This window comes from Brevundimonas guildfordensis (genome assembly GCF_014836405.1).
GTDB lineage: Bacteria > Pseudomonadota > Alphaproteobacteria > Caulobacterales > Caulobacteraceae > Brevundimonas > Brevundimonas guildfordensis.
Genome location: NZ_JACSQU010000001.1, coordinates 610,027 through 627,558 on the forward strand (window position 1 = coordinate 610,027; position 17,532 = coordinate 627,558).

18 protein-coding genes are annotated in these 17,532 nt (G+C 67.4%); 9 read left to right on the forward strand and 9 right to left on the reverse strand.

The features are described 5' to 3' along the window. Positions 1-11: 11 nt before the first annotated feature. Entirely contained in the window at positions 12-2,648 is a 2,637-nt protein-coding gene (gene topA / locus H9656_RS02950) for a type I DNA topoisomerase (protein ID WP_191742768.1), read from the reverse strand. A 152-nt stretch (positions 2,649-2,800) separates the two neighbouring features. Here topA and H9656_RS02955 point away from each other — a divergent pair, with 152 nt between their 5' ends. After that, a complete protein-coding gene (locus tag H9656_RS02955; protein WP_191742769.1) occupies positions 2,801-2,986 on the forward strand; it encodes a hypothetical protein in 186 nt (61 codons plus the stop codon). On the opposite strand, the gene dprA is transcribed toward H9656_RS02955, so the two are convergent. From dprA to H9656_RS02990, 7 genes are all read right to left on the reverse strand, one after another. Then, positions 2,983-4,071, reverse strand: a complete 1,089-nt coding sequence (gene dprA, locus H9656_RS02960) for a DNA-processing protein DprA (RefSeq protein ID WP_191742770.1) — start codon at positions 4,069-4,071, stop codon at positions 2,983-2,985. The genes H9656_RS02955 and dprA overlap by 4 nt on opposite strands. Continuing rightward, positions 4,068-4,706, reverse strand: coding sequence for a glycerol-3-phosphate 1-O-acyltransferase PlsY (gene plsY / locus H9656_RS02965; RefSeq protein ID WP_191742771.1), 639 nt, complete (start codon positions 4,704-4,706; stop codon positions 4,068-4,070). The genes dprA and plsY overlap by 4 nt, the downstream gene beginning before the upstream one ends. Before the next feature lie 14 nt (positions 4,707-4,720). Further along, positions 4,721-6,019 carry a dihydroorotase gene (pyrC, locus tag H9656_RS02970; RefSeq protein WP_191742772.1) on the reverse strand — a complete coding sequence of 433 codons (1,299 nt, stop codon included), beginning with the start codon at positions 6,017-6,019 and terminating at the stop codon, positions 4,721-4,723. Next, positions 6,016-6,999, reverse strand: coding sequence for an aspartate carbamoyltransferase catalytic subunit (locus tag H9656_RS02975; protein ID WP_191742773.1), 984 nt, complete (start codon positions 6,997-6,999; stop codon positions 6,016-6,018). The genes pyrC and H9656_RS02975 overlap by 4 nt, the downstream gene beginning before the upstream one ends. A 23-nt stretch (positions 7,000-7,022) precedes the next feature. Next, entirely contained in the window at positions 7,023-7,946 is a 924-nt protein-coding gene (locus tag H9656_RS02980; RefSeq protein WP_191742774.1) for an AEC family transporter, read from the reverse strand. A gap of 1 nt (position 7,947) precedes the next feature. After that, a complete protein-coding gene (gene ruvX / locus H9656_RS02985; RefSeq protein WP_191742775.1) occupies positions 7,948-8,412 on the reverse strand; it encodes a Holliday junction resolvase RuvX in 465 nt (154 codons plus the stop codon). A gap of 61 nt (positions 8,413-8,473) precedes the next feature. Continuing rightward, complete coding sequence (locus H9656_RS02990; protein WP_191742776.1) at positions 8,474-8,773, reverse strand: DNA-binding protein; 300 nt, start codon at positions 8,771-8,773, stop codon at positions 8,474-8,476. A 171-nt stretch (positions 8,774-8,944) separates the two neighbouring features. On the opposite strand from H9656_RS02990, the gene gatC reads away from it, so the two are divergent. From gatC to gatB, 3 genes are read left to right on the forward strand one after another with little or no spacing between them, the layout of a single operon-like run. Next, entirely contained in the window at positions 8,945-9,232 is a 288-nt protein-coding gene (gene gatC / locus H9656_RS02995; protein ID WP_191742777.1) for an Asp-tRNA(Asn)/Glu-tRNA(Gln) amidotransferase subunit GatC, read from the forward strand. 3 nt (positions 9,233-9,235) lie between these two features. Further along, positions 9,236-10,714, forward strand: a complete 1,479-nt coding sequence (gene gatA, locus H9656_RS03000; protein ID WP_191742778.1) for an Asp-tRNA(Asn)/Glu-tRNA(Gln) amidotransferase subunit GatA — start codon at positions 9,236-9,238, stop codon at positions 10,712-10,714. Between the two features lie 2 nt (positions 10,715-10,716). Further along, positions 10,717-12,210, forward strand: a complete 1,494-nt coding sequence (gatB, locus tag H9656_RS03005) for an Asp-tRNA(Asn)/Glu-tRNA(Gln) amidotransferase subunit GatB (protein WP_191742779.1) — start codon at positions 10,717-10,719, stop codon at positions 12,208-12,210. A 54-nt stretch (positions 12,211-12,264) separates the two neighbouring features. Here gatB and H9656_RS03010 read toward each other — a convergent pair whose 3' ends face one another. Continuing rightward, positions 12,265-12,960, reverse strand: a complete 696-nt coding sequence (locus H9656_RS03010; RefSeq protein ID WP_191742780.1) for a pirin family protein — start codon at positions 12,958-12,960, stop codon at positions 12,265-12,267. A 170-nt stretch (positions 12,961-13,130) separates the two neighbouring features. On the opposite strand from H9656_RS03010, the gene serS reads away from it, so the two are divergent. From serS to yajC, 5 genes are all read left to right on the forward strand, one after another. After that, positions 13,131-14,426, forward strand: coding sequence for a serine--tRNA ligase (gene serS / locus H9656_RS03015; RefSeq protein ID WP_191742781.1), 1,296 nt, complete (start codon positions 13,131-13,133; stop codon positions 14,424-14,426). Then, positions 14,426-15,217, forward strand: coding sequence for a 5'/3'-nucleotidase SurE (surE, locus tag H9656_RS03020; protein WP_191742782.1), 792 nt, complete (start codon positions 14,426-14,428; stop codon positions 15,215-15,217). The genes serS and surE overlap by 1 nt, the downstream gene beginning before the upstream one ends. After that, entirely contained in the window at positions 15,214-15,858 is a 645-nt protein-coding gene (locus H9656_RS03025) for a protein-L-isoaspartate(D-aspartate) O-methyltransferase (protein WP_191742783.1), read from the forward strand. Before surE ends, H9656_RS03025 begins: the two co-directional genes overlap by 4 nt. A 126-nt stretch (positions 15,859-15,984) precedes the next feature. Then, positions 15,985-17,058 (forward strand): peptidoglycan DD-metalloendopeptidase family protein, encoded by a 1,074-nt coding sequence (locus H9656_RS03030; RefSeq protein ID WP_191742784.1) that lies wholly within the window; start codon positions 15,985-15,987, stop codon positions 17,056-17,058. 147 nt (positions 17,059-17,205) lie between these two features. Then, positions 17,206-17,520 (forward strand): preprotein translocase subunit YajC, encoded by a 315-nt coding sequence (yajC, locus tag H9656_RS03035; RefSeq protein WP_191742785.1) that lies wholly within the window; start codon positions 17,206-17,208, stop codon positions 17,518-17,520. Positions 17,521-17,532: the final 12 nt, after the last annotated feature.

Sequence of the window (17,532 nt, forward strand, 5' to 3'; positions counted from 1 at the left end):
GGCGCTTGATCTTATTCGGCTTCAGCCGCCTTGGCCGCCTTTTTCGCGGGGGCTTTTTTCGCCGCTGGCTTCTTGGCCGCCGGCTCCTTCTTAGCCGCTGGCTTCTTTGCTGCAGCCTTCTTGGCGGGCGCTTTCTTCTTGGGCGCGGCGCCGGCCTTGGCTGCCAGCAGGGGCAGGGCGGCCTCCATCGTCATGTCTTCGGGCGCCGTGCCCTTCGGCAGGGTGGCGTTGATCTTGCCCGACTTGACGTAGGGGCCGTAACGACCGGCCATGACCTGGACGGCCTCGCCCGTTTCCGGGTGGGCGCCGAGTTCTTTCAGCGGCGCGGCGGCCGAGGCGCGACCCGCACGACCTGCACGCTTCTCGGCCAGCAGGGCCACGGCGCGGTTCAGGCCGACGTCGAACACCTCTTCGATGTCCGCGACGTTGGCGTAGGTGCCCGCGTGCGCCACGAACGGACCATAGCGGCCCAGGCTGGCGGTGATCATCTTGCCGTCTTCGGGGTGCGGGCCCACATCGCGCGGCAGGCTGAGCAGGCGCAGGGCGCGCTCCAGATCCATCGACGCCGGGGTCCAGCCCTTGGGCAGGGACGAGCGCTTGGGCTTTTCGGCGTCCGGCGGCGTGGTCTCCACGTAGGGGCCGAAGCGACCGATCTTCAGGTGCACGGGCTGGCCGGTCGCCGGATCGACGCCCAGTTCGCGATCGCCGCTTTCGGCTCCGCCATCGGCCGCGTCAGGCGAGGCCACGGGGCGGGTGTATTTGCACTCCGGATAGCGCGAGCAGCCGATGAAGGCGCCGAAACGGCTGGTCTTCAGGCTCAGCTGGCCTTCATGGCAGACCGGGCATCCGCGCGGGTCGGAGCCGTCGCCCTTGTCCGGGAAGATGTGCGGCCCCAGCGCCTCGTTCAGGTGATCCAGAATGGCCGTGGTGCGCAGCTCGCCCGCGGCTTGCGTCGCGGCGTGGAAGTCCTGCCAGAAGCGGCGCAGCAGCGTCTTCCAGTCCAGATCGCCTGCCGACACCTCGTCCAGCTGGGTCTCCAGCGCGGCGGTGAAGTCGTACTCGACCCATTTGGCGAAGAACTGCTCCAGGAAGGCCGTGACCAGCCGTCCCTTGTCCTCTGGGAAGAAGCGGTTCTTGTCCATGCGGACGTATTCGCGGTCGCGCAGGGTGGTCAGGATGGAGGCGTAGGTCGACGGACGCCCGATACCCAGCTCTTCCAGTTTCTTGACCAGGGTGGCTTCCGAGAAACGCGGCGGCGGCTCGGTGAAGTGCTGGTCGGTGCGAATGGCCTCGACCTTGGCCTTGGCGCCTTCCTTCAGCGAGGGCAGGCGGCCGCCTTCGTCCTCGTCGTCCTCGGCGCCTTTCTGTTTCTCGTCGCGGCCTTCTTCATAGGCGGCGATGAAGCCGTCGAAGGCCACGACCTGGCCGGTGGCGCGCAGCCCCGTCTGGCCGTCGGGCGTCTCGATCTCGACCGTGGTGCGGTCCAGACGGGCCGATTCCATCTGCGAAGCGATCATCCGCTTCCAGATCAGCTCATACAGGCGCTGCAGATCGCTATCGAGCCGCAGGGTGTCCGGGCTGCGCAGGATGTTGGTCGGACGAATGGCTTCGTGCGCTTCCTGAGCGTTCTTGGCCTTGGTCTTGTAGTAGCGCGGCTCGGCCGGAACATAGGCGGGCCCGAAGCGCTGGCCGATGGCCTCGCGCGCCTGGGCGATGCCTTCGGGCGTCACATAGACGCCGTCCGTACGCATATAGGTGATCAGGCCGCCGGTGTCGTCGACGCCTTCATACAGCTTCTGCGCCGCCTGCATGGTGCGCTGGGCGGTGAAGCCCAGTTTGCGCGCGGCTTCCTGTTGCAGGGTCGAGGTGGTGAAGGGCGGGGCGGGGGACCGCTTGGCCGGCTTCTTCTCGACCGACTTGATGGTGAAGTCGCCGCTATTGACGGCCTCGCGCGCGGCCATGGCCATGGCCTCTGACACGATGTCCAGACGCTGGACGCGCTTGCCTTCGTGCTTGACCAGACGGGCGGTGAAGGGCGGGCTGTCGGCGATCAGGTCGGCCTCGACCGACCAGTATTCCTGCGCCTTGAACCGCTCGATCTCCATCTCGCGGTCGACGACGATACGCAGCGCCACCGACTGCACCCGGCCCGCCGAACGCGCCCCCGGCAGCTTGCGCCACAGCACCGGCGACAGGTTGAAGCCCACCAGATAGTCCAGCGCGCGGCGCGCCAGATAGGCGTCCACCAGCTCCATATCCAGCTGGCGCGGGTTGGCCATGGCCTCCAGCACCGCCGACTTGGTGATGGCGTTGAAGGTGACGCGCTGGACGTCCTTGTCCTTCAGGGCCTTCTTCTTGTTCAGGATCTCCAGAACGTGCCAGCTGATCGCCTCTCCCTCGCGGTCGGGGTCGGTCGCTAGAATGACGCGGTCGGAGGCCTTGGCGGCCTCGGCGATTTCCGACAGGCGCTTCGAGGCCTTGGCGTCGACCTCCCAGTGCATGGCGAAGTCCTCGTCGGGCAGGACCGAGCCGTCCTTGGACGGCAGGTCGCGGACGTGGCCGTAGGAAGCCAGAACCTTATAGTCCGAGCCCAGGTATTTATTGATGGTCTTGGCCTTGGCGGGGCTCTCGACGATAACGAGATTCATGGCGCTCTATCGGGGAAAACGGGGCGCGAACGTGGTTGCGGCGCGAGCGGAAGTCAATCGGCCCATTTTATATGAGCAACCTTTCCGCGTAACACCAGTTTACAAACGCCCATAAGTTGTGTTCCTCTCAGGTGTTCTCGGGAGGGTTGACGATGAGCCAAACTTCGCAGCGACGCCCCAGGGCGTCAGGCCCGGATCTGAGCGACTATCCGGTTCGCGAGTACGTCGCCGCCATGGCCACGGAACTCGCCGGAATGGCCCGCTGGGACGGGGATGAGCGGTTGGCTGGGCTGCTTGAACGCGCGGCGGACGCAGCGCGCCGCGCAGCCCCTGCCTAGATCGAGGCCAGACCTCCAGCCAACAGAGTGGCCCGCCCGACAAGGTGTAGCTCCAGTAAGGCGGCGGCTGTCTCCGCAACGGATAATCTCGCCGCGCGCGCCAGTTCGTCGCGGCTGACCGGCGATGGCGACAGCAGGGCCTCGATGCGGTCCAGCACATCGTCGGTGATCTCACCGGGCGCCCCGGTGTCGAAAGGCGAATCAGCGGGCGGTTCTCGCAGCGTCCTGAAGGACGCGAAGGCGCGTTCGATATCCTCGATGCCTTCGCAAAGTATGGCGCCTTGGCGCAGCAACTCGTTCGGCCCCTTGGAGCGCGGGTCCAGCGGCGAGCCGGGCACGGCGAAGACATCCCGGCCCTGTTCGCCCGCCAGCCGCGCGGTGATCAGAGAGCCGGAGCGGATCTCCGCCTCGACAACGACCACTCCGCGCGACAGGCCCGAGATGATGCGGTTGCGACGCGGGAAATCGCGGGCCTGGGCCCGTGCGCCGACAGGGCTTTCCGAGACAATGCAGCCGCGCTCGGCGATCTGGCGATACAGTTCGGCGTTGTCGGAGGGATACACGTCGTCCACGCCGCCGCCGAGAACGGCGACCGTGCCGGTTTCGAGGGCGCCCAGATGGGCCGCCGCATCCACCCCGCGCGCCAGGCCCGACACGACGACATGACCGTTTTCGCCTAACTGCTGGGCCAGGCCCCGTGCGATCCTTTGGCCGCCGGCCGAGGCGATGCGCGCCCCGACGATGGCCATGCAAGGCCGCCGCATTAACGCCGCATCGCCTAGGGTCCACAGCAGAGGCGGCGGCGGGTCGACGGCGGCGAGGGCTTCGGGATAGGCGTCCTCGCCCCACAGGATCAGGCGCGCGCCGATGCGGGCGCCCGCCTCAAGCTCGCCCTCGACGGCGTCGGGCGCAGGTATGGCGTAGCCGTTCCGTCCCCGGCTGCGGATCAGGTCGGGCAGGGCGTCCAGCGCGCGCTCGGCCGAACCGAACCGTTGAAGCAACTGAGAAAAGGCGACGGGGCCGACGCGGTCGGTCCGGGCGAGCCGGAGGCGGGCGAAACGCTCGGCCTCCGACAGCGGCGTCACGCCTTCTTCGCCCCGATCTTGGGCTCCGCGCCTTTCAGCAGACGGCCGATGTTCTCATGGTGCCTGATGAAGATCAGCACGGCGGTGAAGATCGCCATGACCACGACCGGCGAGGGCGCCGGAAGGCCCAGGGCGGGCAGGGGCAGCAGGGCGTAGAGCGGCGTCAGCGCCGCGGCCACCAGGGCCGACAGCGAGGAATAGCGCAGGGCGAAGGCCATCAGCAGCCAGGTCGCCGCCGCCAACAGGCCCAGCGGCCAGCAAGCAGCCAGGATCAGGCCGAAGAAGGTCGCCACCCCCTTGCCGCCCTTGAAACCCAGCCAGACAGGGAACAGGTGGCCCAGGAAGGCCGCGCCGCCGGCGATGGCGCCCATGGCCTCGGACCCGAACAGATGCCGCGCGATCAGCAGGGCGACCGCCCCCTTGCCCGCGTCCAGGATCAAGGTGGCGATGGCCAGATCCTTGCGCCCGGTGCGCAGCACGTTGGTCGCGCCGATATTGCCTGAGCCGATGCTGCGCACGTCGCCCGCGCCGGCCGCGCGGGTCAGGATGACGCCGAAGGGAATGGAGCCCAGCAGGTATCCGCCAATAGCCACAAGCCCGAGCGTAAGGAGCGCCGGTCCCGCCAGATCCTGCAAGTGATTCGCTCCCTTTAACGTGCGTCGTGGACGATGCGGCCCGAAACGACGGTGAGCAAGACCTTCCCTTGCAGTCGCCGCCCGTCAAAGGGCGAATTCTTCGACTTGGAGCGCAGGGTCGCGGCGTCGATCACCACCGGCGCCCCGGCGTCGAATAGCACCAGGTCGGCGGGCGACCCTTGCGACAGCTCTCCGGCCTCCAGCCCCAGCAGGGCCGCGGGCCCCTGCGTCAGCGGCCGCAGAACGTCCAGCAGGTCGACGCCGTATTCATGGTGCAGCGTCAGGGCGGCGGGCAGCAGGGTCTCCAGACCCACGGCGCCCGGTTCGGCCTCGGCGAAGGGGCGGCGCTTGTTCTCGGCCGGTTCGGGACAGTGGGCCGAGGTGATGACGTCGATCAGGCCGTCGCGCACGGCCTCGACCAGCGCCTGCCGGTCGCTCTCGGCGCGCAGCGGCGGGTCCAGCCGGTAGAAGGTGCGGTAGTCGCCGATATCGATCTCGTTGAAGCACAGGTGGTTGATCGAGGCCGAGGCCGCGACCTCCAGCCCGCGCGCACGGGCGCGGGCCAGCGTCTCCAGCGCGCCCTCGGTCGAGATCTGGTCGATCAGGAAGCGGGCGCCGGTCTGCTCGACCAGGGCCAGGTCGCGCTCCAGCTGGATACGCTCGGCGATGGCAGGCGCGCCCGACAGGCCCAACCGGGTCGCCAGTTCGCCGGCAGTCGCCACCGCGCCTTCCGACAGCCAGGGTTCGGTCGGGCGGCAGGCGATCAGGGCGTTGAACGAGGCGGCGTAGCTCATCACCCGCTGCAGGGTGCGGGTGTTGCGGATCACCCGGTCGCCGTCGGTGAAATACAGGGCGCCCGCTTCGTGCATCAGGCCGATCTCGGCCATGCGTTCGCCGTCGCGCGATTGCGTGGCCGCGCCCGCCGCGCGGACGTGGACCAGATCGAGGGCGGCGCCGCGGCGCTGGATGTGGTCGATCATGGCCGGGTCGTCGATGGCCGGATCGGTGTCGGGCTGGACGACGATGGTGGTGACGCCCCCCGCCGCCGCCGACAGGCTGGCCGATTTCAGCGTCTCCTTCGGCTCATTGCCCGGCTCGCCGGTCTTGACCCGGATGTCGATCAGGCCGGGCGCCAAGCAGCGGCCCTCGGCGTCGATGATCTGCACGCCTTCGGGGCGTTGGGTGGCCTGGCCGTGGATGACCTCGACGATGCGGCCGTTCTCGATCAGGACCGCGCCGGGGCCGTCATAGTCGCTGGCCGGGTCCAGCAGGCGGGCGTTGATGATGGCGATCGGCTGTTGAGCGGCGGTCATGCGGCGCCTCCCGCGCGGCGGTGGGCGAGGGCGGCCAGAACGGCCATGCGGGCGGCGACGCCCATCTCGACCTGATCCTGGATCAGGGAGACGCTCAGATCATCGGCCACGTCGGAATCGATCTCCACGCCCCGGTTCATCGGGCCGGGGTGCATGACCTTGGCGCTGGGCGCGGCCCAGGCCAGTTTCTCACGATCCAGACCCCAGAAGCGGAAATACTCGCGGGTCGAGGGGATCAGGGCGCCCGCCATCCGCTCCAGCTGAAGGCGCAGCATCATCACCACGTCGCAACCGGCCAAACCCTCCTTCATGTCGTGGAAGACCTCGCAGCCCCAGCGGTCGGCGTCGCCGGGCACCAGCGTCGGCGGTCCGATCAGCCGCACCCGCGCGCCCATCATCTGCAGCAGGGCGACGTTCGAGCGCGCCACGCGGCTGTGGGCGATGTCGCCGCAGATGGCTATGCTCAGCCCGCCCACGTCGCCGAAGGCGCGGCGGATGGACAGCAGGTCTAGCAGGGCCTGCGTCGGGTGTTCGTGCCGCCCGTCGCCCGCGTTGACCACGGCGCAACCGACCTTCTGCGACAGCAGGTCCACCGCGCCCGAGGATGCATGGCGCACGACCAGAATCTCCGGCTTCATGGCGTTCAGCGTCACGGCGGTGTCGATCAGCGTCTCGCCCTTCTTCACCGAGGAAGAGGCGACCGGCATGGTCACGACGTCGGCGCCCAGACGCTTGGCCGCGATCTCGAAGGAGGAACTGGTCCGCGTCGAATTCTCGAAGAACAGGTTCACGACCGTCTGGCCGCGCATCAGGTCGACGCCCTTGGCCGATTGCCGGTTGAAGTCGACGAAGGCGTCGGCCAGGTCCAGCAAGGCCAAGGCGGCCGGCGGATGAAGATCTCCGGCGGCGAGGAAGTGGTCGCGAGGAAACGGCGTCAGCCGTTCCTTGATGAGATCGGTGACAGGCGCTGCGTGGGTCATTGAGACGCCGTAATAGGCGGGACTCAGGCCAGATGGAATAGCAGCAGGGCCGCAGGGATGCCGATGACCGAGAATACCGTCGTCGCCGCGATGATCCCGGCCATCAACGGCGCGTCTCCGCCCATCTGACGCGCCAGCACATAGGCCGAGGCGGCGCCTGGCGCGGCGCCGCACAGCAAGGCGATTCCCTGGGCCGTCTCATCGCCGCCATACAGGCGCGCCAGCTGCCACATGGCCAGCGGCGTCACGATCATCTTGACCACCACCACGGCGCTGACCGTGACGCGGGTGCGGGCCAGTTCGCGGAAGCTGAGACCAGCCCCCGCCACGATCAGGCCCAGCGGCAAGGCGGCCGAGCCCAGCAGTTGCAGCGTCTCGGCCACGCCCGGGGGCTTGGGCGCGCCCGAGAAGTTCAGCGCCAGCCCCAGCAGACAGGCCAGCAGGATGGGGTTGGACATCATCGCCCGGAACAGGGCCTTGGGCGAGGCGCCGCGCTGGTCCGCCCCCCACTTGGCCAGGACGATGACGCTCAGGATGTTGCTGACCGGGATCATGGCGGCGATGACCACGGCGGCCAGGCCTACGCCCTCCGGCCCGAATGTCGCCTGAACGACGGGCAGGAAGACGAAGCTGTTCCAGCGGATCATGCCCTGAAAAACGCTGGTGTAGGCCGGGCCGCTGAGGGGCAGAAGCGGCTTGGACAGCAGGGTCAAGGCGGAGATGATGACGGACACTGTGACTGCTGCGGCGCCCGCTGCGCCTGCGGCCGAGCCCGACAGGTCCGCATTCCAGATCGCCGGGATCAGGAAGCCGGGATAAAGGACATTAATCGCCAGCTTCTCGATGGGCCGCCAGGCGGCGTCGGGCAGGTAGTCGGATTTCTTCAACCCATAGCCGAGCGCCAGCAGCAGGAAGACCGGCAGGACGCCCGCGAATATGGCCGCCATCTCAGGGGCGCAGCCGGTCCAGCGCGCCTTGCAGAATCCAGGCGGCGGCGGTGCGGTCCACCACATCGGCGCGGCGCTTGCGGGTCAGGTCCAGCTCGTCGATCAGGAACCGCTCGACCGCAGTGGTCGACAGCCGCTCGTCCTGAAAGGCGACGTTGACCGGCCGGAACCGTTCCAGATTGCGGGCGAAGGCGCGGCACGACTGGGCGCGCGGCCCCTCGGTCCCGTCCATGTTCAACGGCAGGCCGATAACCAGCGCCGAAACCTTGCGGCCGTCCATGATCCGGAACAGTTGTTCGGCGTCCTGGCTGAACTTGGTCTTGCGGATCAGCTCCAGCGGGCTGGCGATGATGCGCCCGGCGTCGGAGGCGGCGACGCCGATGGTGTTCTCGCCCAGATCCAGACCCAGCCACGGGGTGTTGGGCGGGCAGGCGGCGGACAGGTCGGAGAGATCAAAGACAGGCACGAGGGCGCGTTAGGCCCTGTAGAGGCGCGTGTCAAAGCGCCTCTCCCTTGACGGCAGGGCCTCACACGTCATCATCCCCAACCGGCCCGCCTTCATTCTCCATGCTGCGGATCGAGCGGACTTCCTTGCGGGTGAACTTCAGCCGCACGCCCAGGCCGCCGTCGACTTCACCCAGAAACACAGCCCCGCCTTCTTCCAGCGCGGCCTGAAGGCGGCTGCGGGCTTCGTCGCCCGGATCGACGTTCTCACGTTCGAAGTCGGCCAGGACATCGACCGTCAGTCCCGACAGGCGGGCCACATGGTCGCGCGGCCATTGCACCAGGGCGCGCGCGGCGCGGGCTTGGGGGCCGGTGATCTTCATTGTCGGGTCTCCTTGTAGGCGGGCCTTCATCTTCGCGGCAGGCGGTCTGTCAGGATAGGGGGCCTTTGGTCGCCATGGTCAAGCTGGACGAAGTGCGGCGCCCGATCCTTGTCGAACCGGCGTTGAAACGCTAATCCCGCCCCCTCAGACTCTCATGCTTTGGAGGGCCGCATGGCCATCGACGCCGCGACGGTGCGCAAGGTTGCGCATCTCGCCCGCATCAAGACCCCCGAGGACCGCCTGGAGCCGCTGGCCCAGGAGCTGAACGGCATCCTGCAGTGGATCGAACAGCTGGACGAGGTGGACGTGCAGGGCGTCGAGCCGATGACCTCCAACGTGTCCCAACCCTTGCGCCTGCGCGACGACGTGGTCACCGATGGCGACAGGGTCGCCGATGTCCTGTCCAACGCGCCCAAGTCCGCCGACGGCTTCTTCGTCGTGCCCAAGGTCGTGGAGTAAGTCATGACCGATCTGACCAAACTGACGCTGGCTGACGCCGTCGACGGCATGAAGGCCAAGACCTTCTCGTCGGAAGAGCTGACCCAGGCCTTCCTGACCAATATCGAGGCCTCCAACCCGACGCTGAACGCCTATATCGAGGTGACGGCGGACAAGGCGCTGGCACAGGCGCGCGCCTCTGACGCCAAGCTGGCCAGGGGCGAGGGCGGGGCGCTGGAAGGCGCGCCGCTGGGGATCAAGGACCTGTTCTGCACCGAAGGCGTGCAGACGACCGCCGCCTCCAACATGCTGCGTGGTTTCGTCCCGCCGTATGAATCGACCGTCACCGCCAATCTGTGGCGGGACGGGGCGGTCATGCTGGGCAAGCTGAACATGGACGAGTTCGCCATGGGCTCGGCCAACGAGACCTCGGCCTTCGGTCCGGTGAAGAACCCGTGGAAGTCCAAGGGGTCGAACGCCGAGCTGACGCCGGGCGGCTCGTCGGGCGGTTCGGCCTCGGCCGTGGCCTCTGACCTGTGTCTGGCCGCGACGGCCTCGGATACCGGCGGCTCGATCCGCCAGCCTGCAGCCTTCACCGGCACGGTCGGCATCAAGCCGACCTATGGCCGCGCCAGCCGCTTCGGCATGGTGGCCTTCGCCTCGTCGCTGGATCAGGCGGGGCCGATCACCAAAACGGTGAAGGACGCGGCCCTTCTGTTGAAGTCCATGTGCTCGTTCGACACCAAGGACTCGACCAGCCTCGACGTCCCGACCCCCGACTGGACCCAGTCGGTCGGCCAGTCGGTCAAGGGCCTGCGCATCGGCGTGCCGGCGGAATACCTGATCGACGGCATGTCCGAAGAGATCAAGGCGCTGTGGCAACAGGGCGTCGAGTGGCTGAAGGCCGCCGGTTGCGAGATCGTCGAGATCAGCCTGCCGCACACCAAATACGCCCTGCCGACCTATTACATCGTGGCCCCGGCCGAGGCGTCGTCGAACCTGGCCCGCTATGACGGGATGCGCTTCGGCCACCGCGCCGAAGACTTTTCGTCGCTGGACGATCTCTACGCCGCCTCGCGTGCCGAGGGCTTCGGCAAGGAGGTCCAGCGCCGCCTGACCATCGGCGCCTATGTGCTGTCGGCGGGCTTCTACGACGCCTATTACGTCAAGGCGCTGAAGGTGCGTCGCCGCATCGCCGAGGACTTCGACAATGTCTGGGGCAAGGTGGACGCCATCCTGACGCCGTCCACCCCGTCGGCCGCCTTCGCCATCGGCGACAAGCAGATCGACCCGCTGACCATGTATCTGAACGACGTCTTCACGGTGACGACCAATCTGGCCGGTCTGCCGGGCATTTCGGTGCCTGCGGGACTGAACAGCGACGGCCTGCCGCTGGGCCTTCAGGTCATCGGCAAGGCCCTGGATGAAGCGACCGTCTTCCAGGTCGCGGGCGCCCTCGAAGACGCGGCGGGCTTCGTCGCCAAGCCGGACCGTTGGTGGTGAGCATGACTGAGAACTCCAAACTGATCCAAGGCCGCACGGGCGCTTGGGAAATCGTCATGGGTCTGGAGATCCACGCCCAGGTCGCCTCGAACGCCAAGCTGTTCTCGGGCGCGGCGGTCGGCTTCGGCGCCGGGCCGAACGAGCAGGTGTCGCTGATCGACGCGGGCTTCCCCGGCATGCTGCCGACCCTGAACAAATACTGCGTCGAGCAGGCGGTGAAGTCGGGCCTGGGCCTGCGCGCCCAGATCAATCTGAAGAGCCAGTTCGACCGCAAGAACTACTTCTATCCCGACCTGCCGACCGGCTATCAGATCAGCCAGCTGTATCACCCCATCGTGGGCGAAGGCGTGGTCGAGGTGGAGGCCGAGGACGGCAGCTTCTTCAACGTCGGCATCGAGCGCCTGCACCTGGAACAGGACGCGGGCAAGCTGATCCACGATCTGTCGCCGACCGAGTCCTACGTCGACCTGAACCGGGCCGGCACGGCGCTGATGGAGATCGTCTCGCGCCCCGACATCCGCACCCCGGAAGAGGCGGTCGCCTACGTCAAGAAGATCAGGACCATCCTGATCTATCTCGGCACCTGCGACGGCGACATGGAGAAGGGCAACCTGCGCGCCGACGTGAACGTGTCGGTCTGCCGGGCCGGAAACTACGACAAGTTCAAGGAAACTGGCGACTTCAGCTTCCTGGGCACGCGCTGCGAGATCAAGAACGTCAACAGCTTCCGCTTCATTTCTCAGGCGATCCAGTATGAGGCGCGCCGCCAGATCGAGATCCTCGAAGACGGCGGTTCGATCATGCAGGAAACCCGTCTGTTCGACGCGGTGAAGGGCGAGACCCGCTCCATGCGCTCCAAGGAAGAGGCGCAGGACTATCGCTACTTCCCCGACCCCGACCTGCTGCCGCTGGTGCTGGAACAGGCCTGGATCGACGAGATCAAGGCCAGCCTGCCGGAACTGCCGGACGACAAGCGCCGTCGCTTCATGAGCGAGTACGGTCTGTCGCAATACGACGCGGGCGTCCTGATCTCGGAACAGGCCAAGGCCGACTATTTCGAGGCCGCCGCGAAAGGCCGCGACGCCAAGCTGGTGTCCAACTGGGTGACGAACGAGGTTTCGGCCCGTCTGGCGGCCGATGGCAAGGACTTCAGCGATAACCCGCTGCCCGCCGCCCACGTGGCCCAACTGGTCGAGCTGATCGAGACCAACGTCATCTCGTCCAAGATCGCCAAGGAAGTCTTCGATTACGTCTGGAACGGCGAAGGCTCGCCCGCCGAGGTGGTCGAAAAGCACGGCCTGAAGCAGGTCACGGACACCGGCGCCATCGAGAAGGCGGTGGATGAGATCATCGCCGCCAACCCCGACAAGGCCGCCGCCGTCGCCGAGAAGCCCCAGGCCATCGGCTGGTTCGTCGGCCAGGTCATGAAGGCCACCGGCGGCAAGGCCAACCCGGCCGCCGTCAACGACATCCTGAAGGCCAAGCTGGGGCTTTGATCCAGCGGCTGATCCTGGGGCCCCACGCTCCCAGGATCAGCATCCTCGACAGGTTTACAGGCTGTCGACCATCACCAGTTCGGCGTCTTCCTTGGCCGTGATGGTGATCGTCGGTTCGTCCATGATGCCGGCGCCGTCGCGCGCGTTCAGCGTCGTGCCGTTGACGTCCACCTGGCCCACGGCGGGCACCAGATAGGCGCGGCGGCCGCTGGCCAGATCATAAGACAGGCTTTCGCCCGCCTTCAGCGTGGCGGCCAGCACCTTGGCGTCGGCGTTGATCGTCAGCGCCTCGTCCGCCGGATTGCCCGAGGCGACCACGGTGAAGCGGCCCGAGCGGTCGCTCTTGGGAAACTCGCGCTGTCCCCACGACGGCTGAGCGCCCGGTCGATCCGTCTCGATCCAGATCTGGAACAGCGTCGTGAGCTCGTTCTCCATATTGTATTCGGCGTGACGCACGCCGGTCCCGGCGCTCATCACCTGAACGTCGCCCGCTCCCGTGCGGCCGGCATTGCCCATCGAGTCCTGGTGGGTGATCGCTCCGGTGCGGACATAGGTGATGATTTCCATGTCGGCGTGGGGGTGGGGCGGAAAGCCCGACTGCGCGGCGATCTCATCGTCGTTCCAGACGCGCAGACGCCCCCAGCCCATGCGCTTGGGATCATAGTAGTTGGCGAACGAGAAGTGATGTTTGGCGTTCAGCCAGCCGTGGTTGGCGCCGCCGAGGGTGTTGAAGGGTCTGACGTCGATCATTGTGCGCTCTCCGTTTGTACGCAGCCTGCGCCGCGCCGTTGGAAAACCATATAGGCAACTAAGACTGTTACGAAAAGGGGGCGTCGAAACCCGCCTCAGCATTTGCCCGACTCCGCGCGGGGCGCTACAGCCTTCGGCTCTCCTTCCCCGAGCGCCGAAAGAGCGACGCCATGCACGATATCCGAGCCATTCGCGACAATCCCGAAGCCTTCGTTGCGGGCTGGTCGTCGCGCGGCGTGGATGACGCCGCTGATGTGGTCGCGCGCATTCTGGCGCTGGACGTGGACCTGCGCGCCGCCCAGACGCGCGGTCAGGACGCCCTGGCCAAGCGCAACGCCGCCTCCAAGGCCATCGGCGCCGCCATGGGCAAGAAGGACATGGCCGAGGCCGATCGCCTGAAGGCCGAGGTCGAGGCGCTGAAGACCGAGATCGCCGAGGCGGGCGAGGCCGAAACCGCCAAGGGCGCCGAACTGCGCGATCTGCTGGCCGGGCTGAAGAACCTGGCCGCCGCCGATGTGCCGGACGGCGAGGACGAGAACGACAACGTCGAAGTCCTGAAGTGGGGCGAACCCCGCACGACCGGCCCGGCCAAGGATCACGCCGATCTGGGCGAGGCGCTGGGCCTGCTGGACTTTGAAGCCGCCGCCAAGATGTCCGGCTCGCGCTTCGCCGTGCTGAAGGGCCAACTGGCGCGTCTTGAGCGCGCCATCGGCCAGTTCATGCTGGATATGCAGACGGACAAGCACGGGTATCAGGAAGTCGCGCCACCCTACATGGTCAAGGACGACGCCATGTTCGGCACCGGTCAGTTGCCGAAGTTCGAGGAAGACCTGTTCCGCTCGGGCGAGCATCTGTTGATCCCGACCGCCGAAGTCTCCCTGACCAACCTCGTGCGGGAGCAGATCCTGTCCGAGGACGAGGTCGCTCAGCCCATGCGCATGACCGCGCTGACGCCGTGTTTCCGCGCCGAGGCCGGTTCGGCGGGCCGCGATACGCGTGGGCTGATCCGCCAGCACCAGTTCTCCAAGGTCGAGATGGTCTCCATCTGCCGCCCGGAGGATTCCGAAGCCGAGCATGAGCGCATGACCGGCTGCGCCGAGGCGGTGCTGCAGGCGCTGGAGTTGCCCTATCGCAAGGTGCTGCTGTGCAAGGGCGACATGGGCTTCTCGGCGCAGAAGACCTATGATCTCGAGGTCTGGCTGCCGAGCCAGAACACCTATCGCGAGATCAGCTCCTGCTCGAACTGCGGCGACTTCCAGGCCCGGCGCATGGACGCCCGGTTCAAACGCGCGGGCGAGAAGAAGACCGAATATCTGCACACCCTGAACGGCTCGGGCCTGGCGGTCGGCCGCACCCTGGTCGCGGTGATGGAGAACTATCAGCAGGAGGACGGGACCATCGCGGTTCCGGCCGCCCTGCAGCCCTATATGGGCGGGCTCAAGACTGTAGGCGTAGCGTCCAACTGATGCGTATTCTCCTCACCAACGACGACGGCATCGAGGCCGAGGGCCTGGCCAGCCTCGAGAAGATCGCCCGCACCCTGTCGGACGATGTCTGGGTCGTCGCGCCCCAGACCGAGCAGTCGGCCAAGGGGCGGGGCATCACCCTGACCGAGCCGCTGCGCGTCAACAAGCTGGGCGACAAGCGCTTCGCCGTAACTGGCACCCCGACCGACTGCGTTATCCTGGCCGTCAACGACATCATGCCCGAGAAGCCCGACCTGGTGCTGTCGGGCGTCAATCGCGGCCACAACGTGGGCGAGGACGTCAGCTATTCCGGCACGGTGGCCGGCGCCCTGCAGGGCATGGCTTTCGGCATTCGCTCCATCGCCCTGTCGCAGTCGCTGGAGCGTTTCCACGACGACGTGGTGGCGCATTGGGAAACCGCCGAGGCCTTCGGTCCGGGCATCGTCTCTCGCCTGCTGGAGCAGAAATGGGGGGAGGGCGTGGTCATGAACGTCAACTTCCCGCGCCTGCCGCCCGAACTGGTCAAGTCGGTCGAGGTGACCCGCCAGGGCTTCCGCGACATCGGCGAGATGCACGCCATCCGCCGCACTGATCTGCGCGGCCGCGACTACTACTGGATGGCCTTCCGCGGCGCGCCTCAGGAGCACGCCGAGGGCACCGATCTGCGCGCGATGGACGAGGGCCGCATCTCGGTCACGCCGCTGCACATCGACCTGACGCATATGCAGTCGGTCAACGACCTGAAGAAGGTCCTGGGCGGCGCTCCGCCCAAGGGGCCGCACGAAAAATGAGTCTCAAGGACGACCGCGCGGGCCGCTTGATCCTGTCGCTGCGGCGTCAGGGGGTGACGGACGCGCGGGTTCTGCAGGCGATGGAATCCATCGACCGCGCCGTCTTCGTCCATGAGAAATTCCTCGATCAGGCGTGGGAGGATCAGGCCCTGCCGATCGACTGCGCCCAGACGATCAGTCAGCCCTTCATCGTCGGCCTGATGACCCAGGCGCTGGACGTCCAGCCGCGCCACCGCGTGCTCGAGATCGGCACCGGCAGCGGCTATCAATGCGCGGTGCTCAGCCGCATGGCGCGCTTTGTCTACTCGGTCGAACGCTACAAGAGCCTCTTAACTGAGGCCGAGAACCGGTTGAAAATCCTCGGCATCGACAACGTCTTCACCCGCCATGGAGACGGCGGGCAGGGCTGGCCCGAACAGGCGCCGTTCGACCGCATCATGGTCACCGCCGCGTCGCCGCATGAGCCGACCGAACTGCTGAAGCAACTCAAGCCGGGCGGCGTCCTGGTCGCGCCGGTGGGTCGCACCTCGGTGCAGATGCTGAACCGCTACACCGGCCAGCCGGACGGCAGCTTCCAGCGCGAAAGCCTGTGCGAAGTCCGCTTCGTCCCCTTGGTCGAGGGAACGGCGAAAGAGGGCTGAGGGCGAAATATCACCGCTCCATTAACCTTTCCGCCCCACTTTTGCGCGGGTTGCCGGGTTGGCTTAGGCCGCGGACCGGGGCAAACCGGCGGCACATTGCTGGACAAGGTTAATACGGAGAGACGCATGAGCGGCTTCACGGGCTGGATCAGGGCGGCGGCGGTCGTCGGCGGGGCGCTGGCGGTCACCGCGTGTTCGACCTATCCGAGCGAGCCGCGCTATTCGACCCGGCCCATGGGCGCGGGCGGCTATCCGCAGCCGCAGGGCCAGCAGCCGGGGGCCTATCCGAATAACCCCTATTATCAGGGTCAGCCGGCGCAACCCCAGCAGCCTGCCCAGCCTCCGATTGAGCAGGGCCCGCGCGCTCCGGCCGGCAACATCGAGGGCGGCGGCCTGCCGCCTCCTGGCGGCCCGGCCTATCCGTCGACAGGCGCGCCGATCACGGTGACGCCGCCACCGACAAGCGGCAATCCGGCGATGCCGGGCGCCACCTATGTGATTCAGCCGGGCGATACGATTTCAGGCGTGGGCCGCCGTTTCCGCACGCCGGTGCAGATTCTGATCGATCTGAACGAACTGGGCCCGCGCGGCGCCATCAGCTCCGGCCAGCGCATCATCCTGCCTGACAGCGCCGTGGACGGAGGCTCCGACCCCTACGCCACCGGGCCGTCGCCGGTGGGCGTCAGGACGTCCAACAACGGCGTGGCTCCGCCACCTCCGCCGCCGCCCAGCGGCAACGCGCCCCTGCCGCCGCCGACGCGCGCGCCTGCGGCCACGGCGCCGGCGGCCCCCTCCAGCCCGGTCGGCCAGCCGCTGGCCCTGCAATGGCCGGTGCGCGGCGACATCCTGCGTCGCTTCGGGCCGGTCGGCATGGGCGAGCGCAATAACGGCATCAACATCGGTGCTGCGGCCGGAACCGAGGTCAAGGCCTCGGCCGACGGAACCGTGGCCTATGTCGGCGACGACATCGTGGGGCAGGGGCTGACGGTCCTGATCGTCCACCGCGACGGGTGGCGCACGGTTTACGGCCATCTGGGCTCGGCCACTGTGCGCGACGGGGCTCAGGTGCGGGCCGGCCAGACCATCGGCACCGTGGGTCTGACCGCTGGCGACGGCCGCCCGTCGATCCACTACGAAGTGCGTCAGATGCGCGGCGACGATCCGGTCGCGCTGGACCCGCTGACGGTCCTGCCGCGCTGACGATGTGGGAAGAAGCGTCCGGGCGGCTGCGTCCGGACGTTCTTGTCATCAGGTCGCGTTGCAAAACGGCCCGGCGCACCCTAGTTTCCGCGCCTTGATTTCGAAGGGCCCCCAATGAAGGCGCGGCCCGCGTCGGGGAGTTTCCTAATGAACGCAGCCCAAGACGGAGGCCTGATGGCCCTGTTTGTGAACATCGCCCCGATCCTGGCGATCTTCGTCCTCTTCTACTTCCTGATGATCCGCCCGCAGCAAAAGCGGATGAAGGCGCATCAGGCCCTGATCGCCGGCGTGAAGCGCGGTGACGAGGTCGTCCTGTCCAACGGCATGGTCGGCAAGGTCACCCGCGTCGAGGACGCCGAGGCCATGGTGGAGATCTCGCAGGGCGTGAACGTCCGCGTGGTCAAGGCGATGATCGCCGAGGTGCGCAACCGCACCGCCATCGCCGCCAACGACAAGGGCTGATAGCCTCGCCTC